This is a genomic window from Enterococcus sp. DIV0755f (assembly GCF_051713725.1).
In the GTDB taxonomy this organism is placed as follows: domain Bacteria; phylum Bacillota; class Bacilli; order Lactobacillales; family Enterococcaceae; genus Enterococcus_D; species Enterococcus_D casseliflavus.
Map to the genome: position 1 here is coordinate 2,097,479 of NZ_JBIOQL010000001.1, position 15,608 is coordinate 2,113,086.

Below are 15,608 nucleotides of genomic sequence, written 5' to 3' on the forward strand. Positions count from 1 at the left end.
AAATAAATAAAAATCTCTTGCTTTTGGTCTGCTTTTTTCATTCTCTCATTTTTTTATGCTACACTACTACTGGAATTCTTCCCTATTCGTTTACTACTATCGAGGTGAAAAAAATGGAACAATTAAAATACCGCAGTGTATTTGATATAATCGGTCCCATCATGGTGGGTCCCAGCAGTTCTCATACAGCCGGTGCGGCTCGGATCGGAAAAATCGTTCGCAGTATTTTTGGTGAACAGCCAGACAGTGTTGATGTCCTTTTGTATGAATCGTTTGCCAAAACCTATCGCGGTCATGGAACCGATATTGCGTTAGTTGGCGGTCTTTTAGGCATGGAGCCAGATGATGCTCGCCTAGCAGACTCTTTAAAAATCGCTTATGAGAAAGGGATCGAAGTCCTATTCGTTCCTAAAAAAGAAAAAGCGGAACATCCAAATATGGTCAAGATGATTTTGACAAAAGGTAGCCACAAACTTTCTGTCACTGGTATCTCGATCGGTGGTGGTAATATTCAAATCTCAGAGCTTAACGGCTTCAAAATTTCTCTGACGCTGGGTACGCCAACTTATGTGATCGTTCATCAAGATGTTCCAGGAATGATTGCAAAAGTAACCAATTTACTATCAGAGGCTCAAATCAATATCGGTACGATGACCGTAACAAGAGAAGCTGTCGGTGATAAAGCAATCATGATCATCGAAGTCGATCAGCGCAATGATCAGCTGGCGCAACAAATCAAAGTTTTGCCACACGTTTACAGCGCTGCGTATTTTGATTAAAGGAGAAAAGGCACATGTTCTATACAATAGAAGAATTAGTAACAGAGAGTAAAAATTATCCTTCCGTTGCAGAGATGATGATTGCGATCGAAGCTGAAAATACTGGCCGTAGTCGCGAACAGATCCTTGCAATCATGGAAAAGAATTTAGTTGTTATGGAACAATCAGTCGCTGAAGGTGTCGCTGGTGTAAAATCGGTGACGGGATTGACTGGCGGCGATGCGACACGCATGAACGACTACCTTGCTGCCGGTGATTTTTTAAGCGGAGAAACCATTCTACAAGCGGTCCAAAATGCCATTGCAGTCAACGAAGTCAATGCGAAAATGGGCTTGATCTGTGCAACACCGACCGCCGGTAGTGCGGGTGTTGTTTCTGGTGTCTTGATGGCCGTACGTGAACGTTTGGCACTGACTCGAGCGCAACAAGTCGACTTTTTGTTTACAGCCGGAGCCTTTGGTCTAGTGATTGCCAACAATGCCTCGATTTCTGGAGCCGAAGGCGGTTGTCAAGCGGAGATCGGTTCTGCTAGCGCAATGGCAGCGGCAGCTTTGGTTTGTGCAAAAGGTGGCACCCCTCACCAAGCGGCTCAAGCGGTGGCGATCACCCTCAAAAATATGATGGGCTTGATTTGTGACCCTGTCGCGGGGTTAGTCGAAGTCCCATGCGTGAAGCGCAATGCCCTGGGATCTTCCCAAGCCTTTATCTCTGCCGACATGGCACTGGCAGGAATCGAAAGTGTTATCCCACCTGATGAAGTGGTCTTAGCGATGTATCAAGTCGGTCGCCAAATGCCTAGCATTTTCAAGGAAACGGCTGAAGGCGGTCTAGCCATGACACCGACTGCCCAACGCTTGCAGGTAGAAATCTTAGAAGCCAATCGTTGATTTTTTTAGAAACGAACACGAATAAAAACCAACCAAGAACAACCAATCGTTGCTTGTTCTTGGTTGGTTTTCATTTTCCCATGATTTCCAGCGACGAAAAGACAAGTAATCCACACTTGTTAAACAAGTAACAAACGACATTGGCGGTTTTTCTACTCCCACTCGCCTAACCTATAGTGTTTCTTTTGGGCAACGGGTTTTAATACCTTCACAGGCTCGGAAAATTTAGGTTTCCCTTCTGTTTGATCCAACGTGACCAATGGCTGCTCGCTTTCTTGTGCTTTCAAGTCCATTTGTGGTTTTTCTTCCTGGGTAGCTTGTGCCTGATCGGCTGATTTTTGCCAGAGCTGTTTGCTGAGATCCAATAAGGGAATGATCATCATGGCGACGAGCCCGCCAGAAAAACCATTGTTATACAGATTCAAACCTCCATGTAAGAAATCAATATTCAGTACCATTGAGGCGTGGACAAAACCGACCACCAAGCCGCCTTTCCAGCCATAGGCATTTGTTACTGCACAGAGCATCATCGCAAAAATCGCTGACGTGACTGTAACCGTCTCGTTGATGGTGTATACGCTCAATAGATTGGCGATCGTCACCCCTGCCAATAAAGGCAGCGAGTTAAACACATGAGAGCCACAAGCAGAAAAGCCGATGACACAAAAAATCGCACCGATAACTGGTCCATTTAAAACCGCACCAATACTGACAACGTAAGCCACTAACAAGAATGTCATTAACCCCATATTGATCATCGTATTATAAACGCCAGTATCCCTTAAAATATCTCGCTCGATTTTGCCACTATGCGACCAAATCGCTCGCATATTCAATCGTTTTTTCTTGATCGCCATCAACAAGCCATAGCCGACGAATACCCCTCCTAAAACCAGCATCATAAAAATCAATCGAGGTTGTTGCTCTTGAGATACTAATGTTCTTAGCTCGATCGTCAAGCCAAACATTCGGCAGATGGCAGCGACCAGTGTACATAGCATCCCTGAAGTAAATCCCGCACTGTATAGACTGACGCTTTGAAACAGCGCTTGAAAGTATAAGGCCATAGGAACCATCAAAAAACCGGTGAAGAGCCCAATGCCATACCCCATCACTAGACTAAAGTATGGTGGTAAGGAATCATTGAAAGCAAAATAGCTGACGATTGGGGAAACCGATGACCCATAGAGGGCGATCAACAGAAATTTTTTCAATGGTTCGTTCATAAAATACGAATACAGTCGAACGCCTAAAAATATTGGGATAAAATTAAGGAGATTTTTTCCAAAAAAACCATAGCCAGTCACCATGAAGATCGCAGAGACTGCACCGCCCGTGATCGGTACCCGATAGTGATAGCAAATCGAGATCGCTACGAAGGTCATCAGACTGCTATTTAACAAAGCCGTCCCTACCGAGGTCATGGCAATATAATCGGTGACTAAATGACTTTCCGAAAACAAAATCAACTTGAGCTCTTCGATTGCCACCATTGGATCAAAAAACAACATAGCAAAGAAAAATAGCAGCAAATTGAAAAGAAATAACAAGCTATATCCATTATGTACAGAGATCATCCCTTTACCATGGGGATGAAAATCATTGTGAAACTTTACTCTAAAAAAAGTGACTAGTTTTGACATAGGACCCCTTCCTCTTATAAAGCGCTTACTGATTTTGAGAAAAAAAGTGGGCCAACGAATTGGTCCACTTTATTCTCATTACTGTTATTTTACCGTAAAAGAGTCATTCTTGCTAGTGAATCCAGTAGTTAAATCTTATCTACTTGCTCAAAATCAAGTTCTGTACTCGTTTCACGACCGAACATATCGATGTTCACTTTTAGTTTTTGTTTTTCTTCATCGATTTCTGCTACTTGTCCTTCTAGACCAGAAAACGCACCTTCGATGATTTTGACGGTTTCGCCAATTTCTACTTCCAGTTCAACCGTCCGAGTGCTCATACCGATCGAACGTAAAATTGAATTGATTTCTTCTTGTAATAAAGGCGCTGGCTTGCTTCCTGCACCATGGGAACCAACGAAACCTGTTACCCCAGGAGTATTACGTACAACGTACCAAGATTCATCCGTCATGACCATTTCAACTAATACATAGCCAGGAAATGTTTTATGAACGATTTCTTTGGTTTTGCCGTTTTTTTCTTCTGTTTCTACTTCTTCGGGAACGACGACACGGAAAATATAATCACCCATACCCATGCTTTGTGCACGTGACTCTAGGTTCGCTTTTACTTTGTTTTCATAGCCAGAATACGTATGCAGTACATACCAATTTTTTTCAAAAGATTCCATTTTTTTCGGACTCCCCATCTTTTTGTAAAATAAAAAAACCTCAGCTGCACCGAAGTTTTTCCTCAAAGCGATTATAGCATGATTTGCGATAAATGACTAGCGCTATCAGTAAGAAGTCTTACTTTAGGATCCAATTGAAGACTGTTTGAATCAGTGTGTCCATCACAAAGAACATCAATGCAAAAATAATGGTTGTTTGAATCACCACAAAGGTATCTTTACGTAATTGCTTTTTTGATGGCCAAGAAACGTTTTTCATTTCTTCAACAACATTTTTCAAAAATTTCATTTGATTCCCTCCTTACTTCGTTTCACGATGCAACGTATATTGATTACAATACTTGCAAAATTTGTTGATTTCAAGGCGTTCGCCTTTTTTACCTTCACTGACTGATTTTGAATAGTTGCGGGATCCGCAGACAGAACAAGCCAAAGCAGCTTTTTTTGTTGCCATCTTAGTGTCCTCCCCCTTTTTATAAAGTTTTCCAACACTAAAAATACCATTTATTTAAGAATGTGTCAATTTTTGATTTTCTGTCGTAAAAATATAGTTTCTTCTAATTTTGTGGTATGATAATGGTGTTAAATGGGTATTTGGGAGGGAAAATTATGTTATTAAAAACAATGGTTTACAAAAAACGCGATTTAACAACGGTAAAAGAAACAGCTACTTTAGAAGAAGCGCTGGCAATTTTGGAAGAATCTGGTTATCGTTGTGTGCCTATCCTAGATGAATCAGGCAAGATTTTCAGAGGAAATATTTATAAAATGCACATTTATCGCCACAAAGCAAACGGCGGCGACATGACTTTGCCAGTCACTTATCTACTAAAAAATGCGACCAAATTTATTTATGTCAATTCTTCTTTCTTTAACGTTTTCTTCACGATCAAAGAATTGCCTTATATTGCTGTATTAGATGAAAACAATCAATTTTATGGCATCTTGACACACAGTTCTTTGTTGAACATGTTGTCACAGTCATGGAGTGTTGAGCAAGGAAGCTATGTGTTGACGATTGCATCAACTGGTCAACAAGGCGACTTAGCAGTCATCGCAAAAATAATCGCAAAATACAGCAGTATTGCCAGCTGTATCACATTGGATATCGGTAAAGATGAATTTATCCGTCGTACGATGATCACTTTACCAGCGAACACATCAAAAGAATTATGCGACAAGATCGTTTCTCAACTGGAAGCAAAAAATTTCAAAGTTGTGGAGATCGAAGACCTAAAAGCAGAATAAAACAAAAGATCATTCCTAAAAAAGAAAGGAATGATCTTTTTTCTTGTTTTTTGAGAACCATCAAAGCAAAAAACAAGATTTTTTTTAAACGCGCTTATCGAAACGAACGGCACGATTGATGATATACATCACAGGTGCAGTGATCGTCATCACGATAAATTCACTCAATGCCGTTGTTGCAAAGGTTGGCCAGAAAGGTAATGCTAAGGTGATGTTTAGCATAATCGCAATCAGGAACATGCTTAATGAAAAAACAATTGTATTAAATGCGAGTCTTAAGAAAACATTTGGAATCTTCTTATGTACCAAGGCAGTTGCTCCTAAGGCTAAAAAGCTTCCGAAACCGCCGAATACGACATCCAAGATCCCCATTCCAAAGAACAAGTTATACACAACGACCCCACCGACGACACCCCACATCAATTTTCTGTTGAAAACGACTAAGTGATTCAACCCTTCAGATATTCTGAATTGAATCGCTCCTGAGGCGACTGGTGCGACCAGAACCGTTACAGCAACATAAAGTGCCATAATGATCCCATTGGCTACGACGACACGCAAACGTTGATTGGTTAGATTTGTTGATTTTTCCATTTGATCCCTACTTTCTCCGAGTTTTGATTACGCGGGATGGTTGATGAACCGCGGTGCGCTTCGCACAAGTACTTATTATACACATTAATAGCCATATATCAATGTTAAACCAGCCAAATCCTTTTCTAAATCACCTTAAAAGCTTTTTCTAAGTCAAGTTTCTCACCGATTGCCATTCATTCAGTGCTTCTTTATTCTACTTAAACAAGCTAGTCACGGCTCATGGGGTAGCTTTTCTTTTTGGCTTCCAATAAAAGCATACTTTTGGAAAGCAAACTCAATGAGAAATACTCTTGCAAAGCCTACGCTTACTAATAAAAAAGTACCGCTAGTCATGCTGATCTTTCAGATAGCAAAACTAAAAAAAGAAGGGAGAGAAGCACTTGTAATCGATGTCGCAAATCACGTGATGGATAATCATATTTTTTTACTTTAACGAGGCACGCAATAAATATGTTACAATATACTCATATAAACAAAAATAAAAGGAATAAAAGGTCTAATAATGAAAAAATAGCGATAAACTTAATAACTCTCCTTCTGATGGTCATAGCTGTTGGTTGTGGAAATGGTAATGGTAATGAAAATATCACAAAAGAAGACTTACAAAAAAATGACTGGCTTATTGAGATAGATGATGATGATGGTGAGTATGCAGTGATGACAGCCACATTTAGTGAAACGAATCTTACTATTGGTACCGATAATAGCTCGCTACAATCAGAAGAAGATGATGAACTGGAAGAGCTTGGAGTAGCTTTTGATGGGGTAGTCTGGGAAGAATTCGAGTATACCTACAACTATACCCTTGAAGACAATCAGCTAGTGATGCAAGATCCAGAATAGGAAACTGAGATGTCCTACTTCTTCCTTGAAAGAGATGGTAAAAATATTATTTTTACATTTATTGAAGGAATGAACGATGAAGATGGTAGCTTTGTGCTGAAACCTCGCTAAAAAAAGGATCAGCCTATAAAGCGGGCAGCCAGTAAACTTACTTTGTGAATCCTCATATCTAGCAAAAAATACTATGGAATAAAAAACTCCTTTCCCGCTGAGGGGAAGGAATTTTTTAGAGTGATCGAACCAGTTTCAAGTGCCCGATTGTGTACACATTGACTGAGTCCTTCTCTATTTAGCAGGTCGAAAGCCCGCTTTGTAAGCTTCCACCTCTGTCTTGAACATACGAATCGGACTGGTCGTTTTCTTATAGTATTGACTACCCGGTAGGTGATAAATCTTTTGTTTTGACCCTTTGATCAACCCTTTACCCCGTTTATCTACATATTTTTTCAGTCCATCTCGAAAGCCATTATTCGTCGTTCCAGGTGCTTTCCCACCTTTTTTTACCAGCTTGATCTGAATTGCTTCCAATTGAAAGCCAAAGCCAGAAGTTCCTGAGGACTGCCCGTTTTTTGCCCAGCCCATCCAGCCAAATTGTTGTGCATTGACTCGATAATAGACATCATAATACTTAGCGATCTCACCGGTAAGTTTGATTTGGATCGCTTCCAAACGTTGCCCCTTACCGCTTGTACCAGATAGCGCACCATTTTTTCTAAAAGATTTTTCCCATCCTTGTTTCTGAATGGATGTTTTATATTCAATACTTCCTTTATATTTTTCGTTTGTAATTTTTATTTTGATTGCTTCAAGTCGCTTCCCTTTTCCTGTAGTCCCTGACGTCTGAGCGTTTGTTTTCCATGATTGCCACCCTTGAGACTGGACATTCGTTTGATAGCTCACGCTCGGTGAAGAAGCAGCGAAAACTGTCACTGGAAAAACAACAAAACCAAGTAAGAAAACAAGTAATACAGAAACTTTTTTCATTTTATCCCCTCCTTATTTTTGATTATCTCAATATAATATCTAAAAAACAAACTTTTTATAAACAATAAGTAGTTTTTTATCAAAACAACTTATATAAATGATAACAGGACTGAAAAATCAAAAGAAGGATCACTCATGGAAATGGAAAGGAGCTTTAAACGAGGAATGCGAAAATCAATTCATTTTAAGTTAGGTTTACTTATTGTATTCCTTTCAATACTCAAAGTTGAAAAGTGCATAGGATAAAACTAGCTTTTCGACTACTGGTAGAATTTACCTCTCAACGCACGATGAAAGAATCGTTGTTCATTTTTCTGAAAATCTAAAATATGAGTGCTTGCGATATGGTATAATCTATTTCGTTGAAATTGTTTTGAGAGGATGGCATGATTGAAATTATTTGGATTGACCTTTGGCTTAAGAAATGTAAAAACTGGCATTAGTGTATTTCTATGTATTTTGATTAGTTTTCTTTTGAATCGTGAAACGTATGTTGTATCGACGATCACAGCTGTTTTCACATTACGAGAAGACCATGAAAACACTGTCAAATACGGGAAACATCGGATTGCCGGCAACAGCTTTGGCGCAATCGCTTCCGTGTTTTGTATTGCGATATTTAACTTTTTCGGACATTCGTCCGTTATACAAATCATTGCGATCCCTTTAGTGATCATGTTGATGATCGCTTTATTGGTCAAATTTGATTACTCCGAGGGAACAGTTGGCGCTTGTGCCACACTATTGACGATTTTATTTATGATTCCTCAAACTGAATCATACTTGTATGCCTTTAACCGGATTATTGACAGCTTCATAGGCATGACGATCGCCATACTGGTAAATCGCTTTTTTCCATTCCCCAATAAACGCACTACCGGAACAAAGGCAACACCGAGTCAGAGCGATTCGGTTTGAAACAAAGCAGAAAAAGAACCCCATCTCAAAACGGCATTGAGATGGGGTTTTAAAAATGGATCAATTACTGAAAAATACTTGTTGGTCTTCAACTAATGGATAAGCGATCGGTACATTGCCTTCCAAATCTTCTTTATTCATATCGACTGCAACGATCTGACTATTTTCATACGTACGATAGTAATAGATCCCTTTGTCTGTATTGCAGCAAGAAGTATAAATCGTGTATTCATAGTTTTCATTTCCAGTATCACATAGTCCTTTTTGCTGTTCGACCGAACCTAGAATATGGAAAAACTGACTAATGCTTTCAGATTCAGATTCTCCAGAAACGGAATTCAATCGGGTAAATGCCGCTTTGACAAAACGAGACATCGAAGAAAGATCTCCTGGCAGACCTAAGCCCCCCATTCCACGACTGTACTCATCAAAATCCAGCTTGTCAGAAAAATGCGTTTCTGGTGTTTTCGATGATAACACACGGTAGTTATTCAAATTGAATAACTGGTAGTCAAATGGCGGATTATTCGTTAAGACCCCGACCGGATTTTCATGAATATGAAGACCATCACTCATACTCTCAACAACGATGGCGCTCTTTTTATCAGCAATCATCCAATGCAATGGCGATAATGGTAGTTCTTCACTAAAATTGATCTTGACCAGATTAACCTTCGCCAACAGGGCTTTTGCCTCTTCCACGGTAGCGCATTGTCCTAGTAACCATGGGATGAATTCAAAAGGCGTGACGTTTTCTTTCCCCTCTTGAAACTCATTGTATACAGCATTTTCTGGAAAATTCAAACCAGCGATACCTAAGCCTTTTTCGTTGACCGCATCATAATAGAGTGGGTATTCAGCGACTCCAGCAGCAATCCCGATCATCGCATAATGGTGATCTATTTCACTTACTTTGCGAAATTTCAATTGGTAATTTCTCGGAGTAATGGTCACCACTTCTTTATAAGAAACATCGTAATCAAAATTTCTGCCAAAATAATGATCCTTCGTTACATACGTTAGCGCAGTACACATCCTAATTCCTCCTAAAATAAGTTTTTACACCTTTAATTTACTCCTATCGCATTTTTTTAACAAGTAAAACGGAAGAAATATTAATAAAAAAATAGTTAGATATATTATGATTGTTTTAATACTACAAAACAACAAAAATCAGCTACCTTGAAAGTCCTCCCATCGATGAAAGCGCAAATTTATTCAAATTTAACAACATTATCACGTATACATTGTTAAATAATGATTAAAAATCGGAATATTTCTTTATTTAAGAAGTGCTTAAATGTAAAATAGATAGAGTATTAGGAAAGAATGGTAACCGTTCTTTTTTTACAATACAAAAATACTAATTCATCGAAAATTATAAAAAGAAATTATAGTTTTCTTTGAACAAAGGGGATAAACAAATGAAAAAGACTCTATTTGGATTTGTGTTGGTAACGGCCTTATTTATGGCTGGCTGCTCGAGTGAAGACGCGGAAAGTGATACTGTCGAATCCTCACAACAAACAACAGAAACCACGACGGCGCCATCTGAAGATGATGAAGAGATAGATGATTCAGACGAAACTGATGATTCTGATGCCGACATCAGTGAAAGTTCTGAAGAAGAAACTGACAGCGAAGCGAATCAAGTGTCTGCTGACGATTTAGAAGTACAACTTGAAAAATTATCCGATACGTACGCTGAAATGATTGCAGAAGTGGAGGGTTATATTGCGAATCCTGACACGTATGACTTAACAGCCTACACCTCTATCATGCGCAATTATACTGATTTGATGAGAGAATTACAAACGACTACAGAAGCAATTGAAGCTGCTGATTTAGGTGACGGCTGGGCCTATCACGATATCTATATGGATATTTTGGAGGACTCTGTAAAACTAACAGAAGCTTTCGGTAATTTACCAGAAATGCAGCCATAATTAAAGGAGAAATGCGATGAAAAAAGTACTAATCAAACTGGTACGAATCTTAAGCATTATCGCGATTATTTTAAATGTGATAGGCACTTCTGCTCTGTTTTATATTGCTCACACTCATAATTTACTGGGATTTATGATTCAAACTTGGCAAAATAATCCATTAAATTTTAGTAATTCAGATGTGCTGATAATCAATAATGTGATTATATTTTTGGTGATTCCAATTTTACTTTTAACTTTCGTGAAAAATCCCAAAAAATAATCTTTCGTGGCTCCTCGAGCCGTAAACTTTAAAAGCAAAATCGTTTGTCCATCGATTTTGCTTTTTTTCTTTACCTTTCATTTAGAAAGTTTAAAATTCTCTAAAAAGCACAAAACAAACATTGTAAGCGATTGCCAAAATAGGAAAACCTGCTATACTGTAAGTGTAAGGAGCAAGGGTTCCCAGTAAAGCAGACGAAGCAGGTTCTGCAAGAAAAGAATTGTTGTCAACTTAGAATAAAAGACAAAGGATGTGGGAATTTGAGTTACTCCTTACTAATTGAATAGGATTCGGCGATGGGCATCGTTACCTGAGGATCAAAGTGGACATAAGAACCTTTGAGAACCTAGAAAGCACAATCGTCGAATCTATTTTTTTGCTCTTTTTTTCAGGCATCGTCCCCCCTCCTTCTGTCGAAACATGCTATAATTAATCGCATTGAACGAAAAAACGATATGGAGCTATTCATAAAATGAACTATTATTATCACTTCCTCGTGAACCCTGCCTCAGGCAGTGGACGAGGAAAAAAAGCGGTGGAACGTGTGCAAAAAATTGTAAAAAAACATCGTTTCCCCCATCAAGTCTATGTAACAAAGTCTCCAGGTGATGAACGAACGATCACACGAAAACTCTTAAAAGAACGCCTCATTCCTTGGGATGAGGTCTATTTAGAAAACGGCGAGATGCTTTATCCATTATTGGTGGTTATCGGCGGTGATGGAACGTTGCACCAAGTAGTATCAGAGTTACAACTTGAACAACAACAAATCCCCGTTGCCTATATCCCTGCTGGTTCAGGAAATGATTTTGCTCGGAGTATTGAGTTGCCGCGGGAACCAGAAAAAGCATTTTGGAAAATTGCTGGTACTACTAAACCTCAAGAATTGACCATTATCCGTTATGAGGAGCAGATCCAAGAAGAAAATGGCATTGCCCTTAACAATGTCGGAATTGGTCTTGATGCGGCAATCGTCTATACCACCAATCACTCTATGGCAAAAAGCAATCTAAATAAGTTTAATCTTGGCTCCTTTTCCTATATCGCTGCGATTATTCGGGTTTTGTTTCGCCAAAAAGGCTTCCCGATCTTAGTTGAGTGCAATGGGCAGCAGTTCAGTTACAAAAAAGCTTTTTTATGTACCACGACCAATCATCCTTACTTTGGCGGCGGTGTGGCGATTGCCCCAACTGCTTCAGTCAAAGAGAAAAAGTTTGATTTTGTTCTTGTCGAACGTGTGTCGCTTTTTAAGATTTTTTGGCTGATCGGCTTACTGATGCGAAAGAAACACATGAATTCACGTTACTTTCACCATCTTTCCACTTCGAAGCTGAGAATCATCTCCACCGTTCCTCAACATGGACAAGAAGATGGCGAGGAAATGGGGCAACGCCCCTTTGATATTACCTTTACCACGGCTTCACAATTATTCTGGTGCCCATAAAAAAAACGATACAAATCGCTGCTGATTTGTATCGTTTTTCTATACGTTCGATCATTAATTTTTCGCCGAGTGGTATTGCCAACGACGGCTTCCTTCTCTTCCCAAAATAAATTGGAGCATTGAAAATACGGCAGCAAAAGCAACTAGTACGAAGCCATTGAACCAAAAAGATTCTGTGAACGCTTGATTATAAGTGAGGGTTTCACTGATCAATGTATTGTTTTGTACAAACCAATAGGTTGGCGTAAACGCTGCAATTTTATTGACGATATCTGGCAGGAAATTCGCGGATACAAAGACGCCACCGACAAAACAACTTCCTGTTATAAAGATATTGCTGATCCCACCGATTGCTTCTGAGTTTTTCACCAGGGAAGTGACACAAGCTGAAAAGCTGATAACTGGCAATAAAAACAAGAACGTATTCAAAATGTGGTACCAGGCTGCTGTATCCCAAGACGTGCGAATCACTAATAACACCATCAGTAGTAGAAAGCCGAAGGTCAAGAGTAGCGAGTAGCTGATCAAACTTAGAAGGATTTTCCGCTGCAATACACGCTTCGGAAGTGGTGCACTCTGGTTTCGCTTGCTGATTTCTTTGCGATTGAATGCCAAGTTGATCACACCAAACCCGCTAAATACCGAGAGAAAGAGCCCATAAGACAATAAGTTAAAGGTCATGCCAGTCAACAGTTTTTTCATTCGCTGCCCATACTCTGCACTCAGCTTCACATCCCCTGTGACCGCCAATGCAGATTGCGCTTGTTCTATTGCCGCTGCGGCGGTTTTGCCTTCCTCCTGAAACAAAAGGACTGTTTGTAAAAAAGTGTTCACTTGCTGAGTGACGACTGTTTTAGAAAAGGCATCGGGTCGACTTTGAATCTCGATCGTCGGCATCTTGCCTGCCTCAACTTGATGAGTGAAATCTGCTGGCACATGCAAGACGATGTTTACACGATTAAAATAAAGCGCATCATCAATTTCTTTTTGCGAGGTGCCATCCAACGTGACCAAGGTTTGCTTTTCTTTTAAATAGGTTCGGAGACCATCCACGACAGGCGACTCCTCCTCACTGATCAAAGCAATTTTTGCCTCTTGCAAAGAGGTATTTTCGACATCGATGCTTTGTGCATAAAAGAATGTGACAACAACAGTGATCAATACCCCAATCAGTAAGTTCGACTTATTTGCTTTAAGCAAAGTCCAAATCGTTTTATAAAGCGTCATAGCGCACCCCTCTTTCGATCCAAGCATTCCCGATGGCAAATAGGACGATAAAGCCAGTCAGCCATAGAAGATTGCTATAAAAGCTAGTCAAATCTGTATAGTAGTACAATTGATACAGGCTTTCACTGATCAAATTGACGAGATTCACTTGCCCCAACAGTGGCACATGCAGATCAAGCCAATACTTGATTTGTTCCGAGCCCATCATCCCGGCAAAAAAGCTCATTGCCATCGTCACGGAAATCAAAATTCCGTCCTTTTGCACCAAATTCATTTTTGGTGTCAGATTCCCAATCAATGTCCCTAGCAAAATCGCACACAATGATCCTAATGCGGCAACCAGCAGTAACCATTGCCAACGATCGCCAAAGTCTACTTGATAGACAAAACGAAACACCGCTAAAATAATGTAGACTTCTACTAACACAATCGTAAAACTCGCCGCTAAATTCGCACTTGAAACCAATGTCCGTTTTCTTGGTATCAAGGAAAGCCGAATACCATTCGCGGATTGATTGGCTTGCTGATCCTGGACATTGCGGACACCCCACATCGTCCCGTAGAGGATCGCCATCCCGATCAACGTAAAGAAATAGAAACTTTTGAAACTCATGTCACGATCAGCATTCACTTCTTGAAAAGTCGCTTCCTGCTCAAAAGCCGATAGAATTGGTGCCAGATCAAGGCTCTCAAGTTCTGCCGCTTTACTAGCAATGATTGCTGTGCGTTGTAAAAATTGATCCATTACATTTTTCATCAACGACTGGCTCATGCCCGCTTGGCCCACATGCAGAGAAATGGTTTCATCATCAATCAGATAATACCCAGCTAAATCACCGGCAGTCAGCTTCTCAGCTGCCTCTGCCTCTTGTAATTCCTCGAGTTCAAATAATGGTTTTTCATTGATTTTTACTTGTTCAAGGACGGTGGAAAAATTTTCCGAAAGCGCTGTTTGATCTCCAGTCTTTACGATCCCCGTTGTGATCGTTTCTAGATTGCCCGCTTGATCGATCTCCCCGAAGGCAGCCATAAACATTAGACCTAAGAGGATAGGAAACGCCAACGTCCAAAACAGCATGGATTTATTTCGCAGCAATACTTTTGTGCGGTATTTATAAAAATGCCAAAACATTGTGATTCCCTCCTTTAGTCTCTCAATTCCTTGCCCGTGATCTCTAAAAAGACATCATTCAAGGTGGCTTCTTTGGTTGCAATTTTTCCATAAGTGATATGCTCTGCTTGTAAGAGCGTCAGAATCGGTAATAAAACTGTATTCAGCTCCGTCGTTGTTACTTCAAGCTGACCGTTTTTATAGGCGATCCCATCAGAAGCAATGGTTTGCTGAATCGTTGTCAATACAGGCTCAGGCAGTAAGGGGATATCGATGGTCAAACGATCCGCTGTCCGTACCATATCTTTTAGAGATTCCTTGGTTCCTTTAGCAATCACCTGTCCTTGATCCATAATCACGATCTGGTCACAAAGAATCTCCACCTCTTCCATGTAATGGGTCGTATAAACAATCGTCGCTCCTTGACGATTCAGTTCTTTGATACTTTCTAAAATTTTGTTCCGACTTTGAGGATCGACCGCTACCGTGGGTTCATCTAAAAAGATCAAGCGCGGCTTATGAGCGATCCCGCAGGCGATATTCAATCGTCGCTTCAACCCACCGCTGAGCTCGCCTGGGTGAAACGTCACAAAATTTTCCAATCCCACTAATTGAATCACTTCTTCGATCAAGGCTTGGCGTTTCTGTTTGTCAGCAACATATAAACCGCAAAAGTAATCGATATTTTCTTGCACACTAAGTTCTTCAAAGACGGCAACATCTTGAGGAACGACGCCAATCATTGCCTTAACGGCATAATTTTCCGGCGTCATAATTGATCCAAACAGTTTAATGGTGCCTTTGTCATAATTTAACAAAGAGAGCATACAGTTGATGGCGGTGGATTTTCCGCTCCCGTTTGGTCCCAATAATCCTAAAACTTCTCCTTCTTGAACTTGCAGATCAAAATGGTTCAACGCCACAAAATCACCATAGCGTTTTACTAATTTATCAATTTCGATAATCATGATGAAAAACTCCTTCCAAATTTCTTGTTAATCTGACTATAATAAAGTTCAAGGAAAGAAACTAGTGACGATTGGCTAAA

Annotated in this window: 18 protein-coding genes; 8 read left to right on the forward strand and 10 right to left on the reverse strand. The window is 40.0% G+C overall.

The window, feature by feature from the left end; translation table 11 throughout:
* The first annotated feature begins 113 nt into the window (after window positions 1–113).
* Window positions 114–779 carry an L-serine ammonia-lyase, iron-sulfur-dependent subunit beta gene (gene sdaAB / locus IGI73_RS09515; RefSeq protein WP_428207140.1) on the forward strand — a complete coding sequence of 222 codons (666 nt, stop codon included), beginning with the start codon at window positions 114–116 and terminating at the stop codon, window positions 777–779.
* A 14-nt stretch (window positions 780–793) separates the two neighbouring features.
* Complete coding sequence (gene sdaAA / locus IGI73_RS09520) at window positions 794–1,666, forward strand: L-serine ammonia-lyase, iron-sulfur-dependent, subunit alpha (protein WP_428207139.1); 873 nt, start codon at window positions 794–796, stop codon at window positions 1,664–1,666.
* A 152-nt stretch (window positions 1,667–1,818) separates the two neighbouring features.
* Here sdaAA and IGI73_RS09525 read toward each other — a convergent pair whose 3' ends face one another.
* The 4 genes from IGI73_RS09525 to rpmG all read right to left on the reverse strand — a co-directional run bounded on the left by IGI73_RS09525 (window position 1,819) and on the right by rpmG (window position 4,434).
* Complete coding sequence (locus IGI73_RS09525; protein ID WP_074932910.1) at window positions 1,819–3,309, reverse strand: DUF1576 domain-containing protein; 1,491 nt, start codon at window positions 3,307–3,309, stop codon at window positions 1,819–1,821.
* Between the two features lie 128 nt (window positions 3,310–3,437).
* Window positions 3,438–3,980: a transcription termination/antitermination protein NusG gene (gene nusG / locus IGI73_RS09530; protein WP_005229769.1), complete on the reverse strand. Its 543-nt coding sequence runs from the start codon at window positions 3,978–3,980 to the stop codon at window positions 3,438–3,440.
* Between the two features lie 118 nt (window positions 3,981–4,098).
* Window positions 4,099–4,269 carry a preprotein translocase subunit SecE gene (secE, locus tag IGI73_RS09535; RefSeq protein WP_005229766.1) on the reverse strand — a complete coding sequence of 57 codons (171 nt, stop codon included), beginning with the start codon at window positions 4,267–4,269 and terminating at the stop codon, window positions 4,099–4,101.
* Window positions 4,270–4,281: 12 nt separating this feature from the next.
* Window positions 4,282–4,434 (reverse strand): 50S ribosomal protein L33, encoded by a 153-nt coding sequence (gene rpmG / locus IGI73_RS09540; RefSeq protein WP_005229764.1) that lies wholly within the window; start codon window positions 4,432–4,434, stop codon window positions 4,282–4,284.
* 155 nt (window positions 4,435–4,589) lie between these two features.
* On the opposite strand from rpmG, the gene cbpA reads away from it, so the two are divergent.
* A complete protein-coding gene (gene cbpA / locus IGI73_RS09545; RefSeq protein WP_005229762.1) occupies window positions 4,590–5,228 on the forward strand; it encodes a cyclic di-AMP binding protein CbpA in 639 nt (212 codons plus the stop codon).
* 84 nt (window positions 5,229–5,312) lie between these two features.
* On the opposite strand, the gene IGI73_RS09550 is transcribed toward cbpA, so the two are convergent.
* Entirely contained in the window at window positions 5,313–5,822 is a 510-nt protein-coding gene (locus tag IGI73_RS09550) for a QueT transporter family protein (protein ID WP_428207138.1), read from the reverse strand.
* A gap of 453 nt (window positions 5,823–6,275) precedes the next feature.
* On the opposite strand from IGI73_RS09550, the gene IGI73_RS09555 reads away from it, so the two are divergent.
* Complete coding sequence (locus IGI73_RS09555) at window positions 6,276–6,668, forward strand: hypothetical protein (RefSeq protein WP_428207137.1); 393 nt, start codon at window positions 6,276–6,278, stop codon at window positions 6,666–6,668.
* A gap of 285 nt (window positions 6,669–6,953) precedes the next feature.
* Here the strand turns inward: IGI73_RS09555 and IGI73_RS09560 are convergent, their stop codons facing one another.
* Window positions 6,954–7,652, reverse strand: coding sequence for a sunset domain-containing protein (locus tag IGI73_RS09560; protein WP_118215482.1), 699 nt, complete (start codon window positions 7,650–7,652; stop codon window positions 6,954–6,956).
* A gap of 390 nt (window positions 7,653–8,042) precedes the next feature.
* On the opposite strand from IGI73_RS09560, the gene IGI73_RS09565 reads away from it, so the two are divergent.
* Entirely contained in the window at window positions 8,043–8,570 is a 528-nt protein-coding gene (locus IGI73_RS09565; protein ID WP_015509959.1) for an FUSC family protein, read from the forward strand.
* Between the two features lie 60 nt (window positions 8,571–8,630).
* On the opposite strand, the gene bsh is transcribed toward IGI73_RS09565, so the two are convergent.
* A complete protein-coding gene (bsh, locus tag IGI73_RS09570) occupies window positions 8,631–9,605 on the reverse strand; it encodes a choloylglycine hydrolase (RefSeq protein ID WP_213356625.1) in 975 nt (324 codons plus the stop codon).
* Window positions 9,606–9,994: 389 nt separating this feature from the next.
* Here bsh and IGI73_RS09575 point away from each other — a divergent pair, with 389 nt between their 5' ends.
* The 3 genes from IGI73_RS09575 (at window position 9,995) to IGI73_RS09585 (ending at window position 12,222) form a co-directional block, all read left to right on the forward strand.
* Window positions 9,995–10,516, forward strand: a complete 522-nt coding sequence (locus tag IGI73_RS09575) for a hypothetical protein (RefSeq protein WP_087627673.1) — start codon at window positions 9,995–9,997, stop codon at window positions 10,514–10,516.
* Between the two features lie 16 nt (window positions 10,517–10,532).
* Window positions 10,533–10,778: a spermidine/putrescine ABC transporter permease gene (locus IGI73_RS09580; RefSeq protein WP_428207136.1), complete on the forward strand. Its 246-nt coding sequence runs from the start codon at window positions 10,533–10,535 to the stop codon at window positions 10,776–10,778.
* Window positions 10,779–11,250: 472 nt separating this feature from the next.
* Window positions 11,251–12,222: a diacylglycerol/lipid kinase family protein gene (locus IGI73_RS09585; RefSeq protein ID WP_284591604.1), complete on the forward strand. Its 972-nt coding sequence runs from the start codon at window positions 11,251–11,253 to the stop codon at window positions 12,220–12,222.
* A gap of 54 nt (window positions 12,223–12,276) precedes the next feature.
* Here the strand turns inward: IGI73_RS09585 and IGI73_RS09590 are convergent, their stop codons facing one another.
* The 3 genes from IGI73_RS09590 to IGI73_RS09600 are packed head-to-tail and all read right to left on the reverse strand — an operon-like array spanning window position 12,277 to window position 15,528.
* On the reverse strand, window positions 12,277–13,449 hold the full coding sequence (locus IGI73_RS09590; protein WP_332283573.1) for an ABC transporter permease: 1,173 nt from the start codon (window positions 13,447–13,449) through the stop codon (window positions 12,277–12,279).
* Window positions 13,436–14,581 carry an ABC transporter permease gene (locus IGI73_RS09595; RefSeq protein ID WP_375814144.1) on the reverse strand — a complete coding sequence of 382 codons (1,146 nt, stop codon included), beginning with the start codon at window positions 14,579–14,581 and terminating at the stop codon, window positions 13,436–13,438. The genes IGI73_RS09590 and IGI73_RS09595 overlap by 14 nt, the downstream gene beginning before the upstream one ends.
* 14 nt (window positions 14,582–14,595) lie before the next feature.
* A complete protein-coding gene (locus tag IGI73_RS09600; RefSeq protein WP_015509966.1) occupies window positions 14,596–15,528 on the reverse strand; it encodes an ABC transporter ATP-binding protein in 933 nt (310 codons plus the stop codon).
* Between the last annotated feature and the right edge of the window lie 80 nt (window positions 15,529–15,608).

Excerpts from the sequence above, each read along its gene's own strand:
- sdaAB (WP_428207140.1), top strand. The coding sequence starts at position 114 with ATGGAACAATTAAAATACCGCAGTGTATTTGATATAATCGGTCCCATC.
- sdaAA (WP_428207139.1), top strand. The coding sequence starts at position 794 with ATGTTCTATACAATAGAAGAATTAGTAACAGAGAGTAAAAATTATCCT.
- IGI73_RS09525 (WP_074932910.1), bottom strand. The coding sequence starts at position 3,309 with ATGTCAAAACTAGTCACTTTTTTTAGAGTAAAGTTTCACAATGATTTT.
- nusG (WP_005229769.1), bottom strand. The coding sequence starts at position 3,980 with ATGGAATCTTTTGAAAAAAATTGGTATGTACTGCATACGTATTCTGGC.
- secE (WP_005229766.1), bottom strand. The coding sequence starts at position 4,269 with ATGAAATTTTTGAAAAATGTTGTTGAAGAAATGAAAAACGTTTCTTGG.
- rpmG (WP_005229764.1), bottom strand. The coding sequence starts at position 4,434 with ATGGCAACAAAAAAAGCTGCTTTGGCTTGTTCTGTCTGCGGATCCCGC.
- cbpA (WP_005229762.1), top strand. The coding sequence starts at position 4,590 with ATGTTATTAAAAACAATGGTTTACAAAAAACGCGATTTAACAACGGTA.
- IGI73_RS09550 (WP_428207138.1), bottom strand. The coding sequence starts at position 5,822 with ATGGAAAAATCAACAAATCTAACCAATCAACGTTTGCGTGTCGTCGTA.
- IGI73_RS09555 (WP_428207137.1), top strand. The coding sequence starts at position 6,276 with ATGTTACAATATACTCATATAAACAAAAATAAAAGGAATAAAAGGTCT.
- IGI73_RS09560 (WP_118215482.1), bottom strand. The coding sequence starts at position 7,652 with ATGAAAAAAGTTTCTGTATTACTTGTTTTCTTACTTGGTTTTGTTGTT.
- bsh (WP_213356625.1), bottom strand. The coding sequence starts at position 9,605 with ATGTGTACTGCGCTAACGTATGTAACGAAGGATCATTATTTTGGCAGA.
- IGI73_RS09575 (WP_087627673.1), top strand. The coding sequence starts at position 9,995 with ATGAAAAAGACTCTATTTGGATTTGTGTTGGTAACGGCCTTATTTATG.
- IGI73_RS09580 (WP_428207136.1), top strand. The coding sequence starts at position 10,533 with ATGAAAAAAGTACTAATCAAACTGGTACGAATCTTAAGCATTATCGCG.
- IGI73_RS09585 (WP_284591604.1), top strand. The coding sequence starts at position 11,251 with ATGAACTATTATTATCACTTCCTCGTGAACCCTGCCTCAGGCAGTGGA.
- IGI73_RS09590 (WP_332283573.1), bottom strand. The coding sequence starts at position 13,449 with ATGACGCTTTATAAAACGATTTGGACTTTGCTTAAAGCAAATAAGTCG.
- IGI73_RS09595 (WP_375814144.1), bottom strand. The coding sequence starts at position 14,581 with ATGTTTTGGCATTTTTATAAATACCGCACAAAAGTATTGCTGCGAAAT.
- IGI73_RS09600 (WP_015509966.1), bottom strand. The coding sequence starts at position 15,528 with ATGATTATCGAAATTGATAAATTAGTAAAACGCTATGGTGATTTTGTG.